Here is a 2609-nt window from a genome sequence, read left to right on the forward strand (position 1 = left end):
GTAGCCGCCCAGGGTGTGCTCGCTCTGCGGGGTGAAACCGATGTGCGCCATCACCGGAATGCCGGCCCCGACGATCGCGGCGATCTGCGCGGCGTTACGGCGGCCACCCTCCAACTTCACCGCGTGGCAGCCACCCTCCTTCATGAACCGGACGGCGGTCCGCAGCGCCTGGGCCGGGCCCTCCTCGTACGAGCCGAACGGCAGGTCACCGACGATCAGCGCCTGCCGGGTCGCCCGCACCACCGCCCGTACCAACGGGAGCAGCTCGTCGACGGTGATCGGCAGGGTCGTCTCGTAGCCGAACACGTTGTTCGCTGCCGAGTCGCCGACCAGCAGTACCGGGACTCCCGCCTGATCGAAGATCGACGCCGTGTACTGGTCGTACGAGGTGAGCATCGGCCACCGTTCGCCGCGCTCCTTGGCGGCCATCAGGTCGCGGGTGCGGACCCGTCGGGTGGCCGGGCCGCCGTACAACGCGGTCACCTCGTTCGGAGTGGACTCCACCATCTCTGTCTCCCTTCCTCGAGGCCGCCTGCGCGGTCCCCGGGTTCCGTCGCGATCGTCGCACCGCGCGACGGGCTGACGGCAGGGCCCAGTGCAAGATGTCACTCCGGCCGGGGCGAGAAGGCGGCGACGTGACCGCCAGGTCACCGTGCGGCGGCGCCGGGCCGCGTCACCGACCCGGCACCCCCAGGGGTACGGCTCAGCCGTGCTCGCGCCACCGGTTCGTGATCGGCAGACGGCGGTCCCGACCGAACGCCTTCATGGAGATCTTCGTGCCTGGCGCCGACTGCCGTCGCTTGTACTCGGCGGTATCCACCAGCCGCAGCACCTTGTCCACGATCGCCGGGTCGTGACCCGACTCGACCAGCCCGTCACGGCCGAGGTCGCCGTCGACGTAACCGATCAGGATCGGGTCCAGGACGTCGTAGTCGGGCAGGCTGTCGCTGTCGAGCTGGCCCGGGCTCAGCTCGGCGCTGGGCGGCTTCCCGATCGAGTTCTCCGGAATCGGTGCGGTCTCACCGCGCCGCGCCGCGTCCATGTTCCGCCACTTGGCCAGCCGCCAGATCAGCGTCTTCCAGACGTCCTTGACCGGGTTGAAGCCGCCCACCGAGTCGCCGTACAGGGTGGAGTAGCCGACCGCCAGCTCGCTCTTGTTGCCGGTGGTCAGCACCAGGTGGCCCTCCTGGTTCGACAGCGCCATCAGGATCACGCCACGGACCCGGGCCTGCAGGTTCTCCACTGCCACCCCGGACAGCGACAGGTTGGCCAGGAAACCGTCGACCATCGGCTGGATCGGCTCGACGCGGTAGTCCAGGCCGGTGCGCTTGGCCAGGTCGGCGGCGTCCTCCCGGGAGTGCTCCGAGGAGTGCTGGCTGGGCAGCGACACCCCGACCACCCGGTCCGGCCCGAGCGCGTCGACGGCGAGGGCGGCCACCACCGCCGAGTCGATGCCGCCGGAGAGGCCGAGCACCACCGAGGGGAACCGGTTCTTGTTGACGTAGTCGCGCAGGCCCAGCACCAGCGCCTGCCACACCTCGGCCTCGTCGGCCACCGGCTCGATCAGCCCGCCGGTGACGGCCGGGCCGGCCGGCAGGGGCGGAACGCCGTCCAGGATGCTGTGCACGATCCGCATGCCGTCCGCCACCGTCTCGGTGGTCGGCGCGGTGCCGGCGGCCGGCAGCTCGACATCGTGTACGAGCAGGTGCTCGACGAACTGCGGGGCCCGGGTCAGCAGCTCACCGTCCGCGGTGACGATCATCGAGTCGCCCTCGAAGACCAGCTCGTCCTGGCCGCCGGTCATGTTGACGTACGCGATGGCGGCACCCGCCTCGGCGGCCCGGCGGCGGACCAGCGGCAGCCGGATGTCGTCCTTGTTCAGCTCGTACGGCGAGCCGTTGATGTTGACGACCAGCCCGACGCCGGCCCGCCGGGCGGCGGCGAACGGACCCCCGGCCTGCCACAGGTCCTCGCAGATGGTCAGCGCGACGTCCACACCGCCGATCCGCACCACGGTCAACTCGTCACCGGAGACGAAGTACCGGTCCTCGTCGAAGACCCCGTAGTTGGGCAGGTGGTGCTTGAAGTAGCGGGCGGCCACCACGCCCCGGTGCAGCAGCGCCGCGGCGTTACGGGCACCCCGGCCCGCCTCGGCGTCCCCGCTGACCTGCGGCGGCCCGTCGGCGTCCAGGTAGCCGACCACCACCGGCAGCTCGCCGAGACCGTCGGCGGCCAGGTCGGCGGCCAGCCGCTCCACGGCGGCCCGGGACGCGGCGACGAAGGACCGCCGGAAGACCAGGTCCTCGACCGGGTAACCGGTGAGCATCATCTCCGGGAAGAGCACCAGTTGGGCACCGGCATCGGCGGCCTGGCGGGTCCAGCTGCGGACCAGGTCGGCGTTTCCGGCGATGTCTCCGACGGTCGGGTTGACCTGGGACAGGGCGAGACGCAGGGTGGGCATGCCTTCATCTTGCCCCAGCCTCGTGGCGACAATCCGTACCCTCGGACGAGATTGCCGCCACCTGCCGCCACGGGCCGGCCGGGCCGCGACGGCAGGAGCCCGGCCCGCCCGGCGGCGGACGTCGCGGGTCCGGCCGGGGCCCCGCTCG

2 protein-coding genes are annotated in these 2609 nt (G+C 71.8%); both read right to left on the reverse strand.

Going from position 1 to position 2609, the window contains the following annotated elements; all coding sequences use genetic code 11:
• Window positions 1-507, reverse strand: a 507-nt coding sequence (locus tag KBX53_RS29165) for a 3-methyl-2-oxobutanoate hydroxymethyltransferase (RefSeq protein ID WP_210862813.1), incomplete at its 3' end; no start/stop codon positions are given.
• A gap of 196 nt (window positions 508-703) precedes the next feature.
• A complete protein-coding gene (locus KBX53_RS29170; RefSeq protein ID WP_210862815.1) occupies window positions 704-2461 on the reverse strand; it encodes an NAD+ synthase in 1758 nt (585 codons plus the stop codon).
• Window positions 2462-2609: the final 148 nt, after the last annotated feature.

It is taken from the genome of Micromonospora sp. M51 (assembly GCF_018070305.1).
Taxonomy (GTDB): domain Bacteria; phylum Actinomycetota; class Actinomycetes; order Mycobacteriales; family Micromonosporaceae; genus Micromonospora; species Micromonospora parva.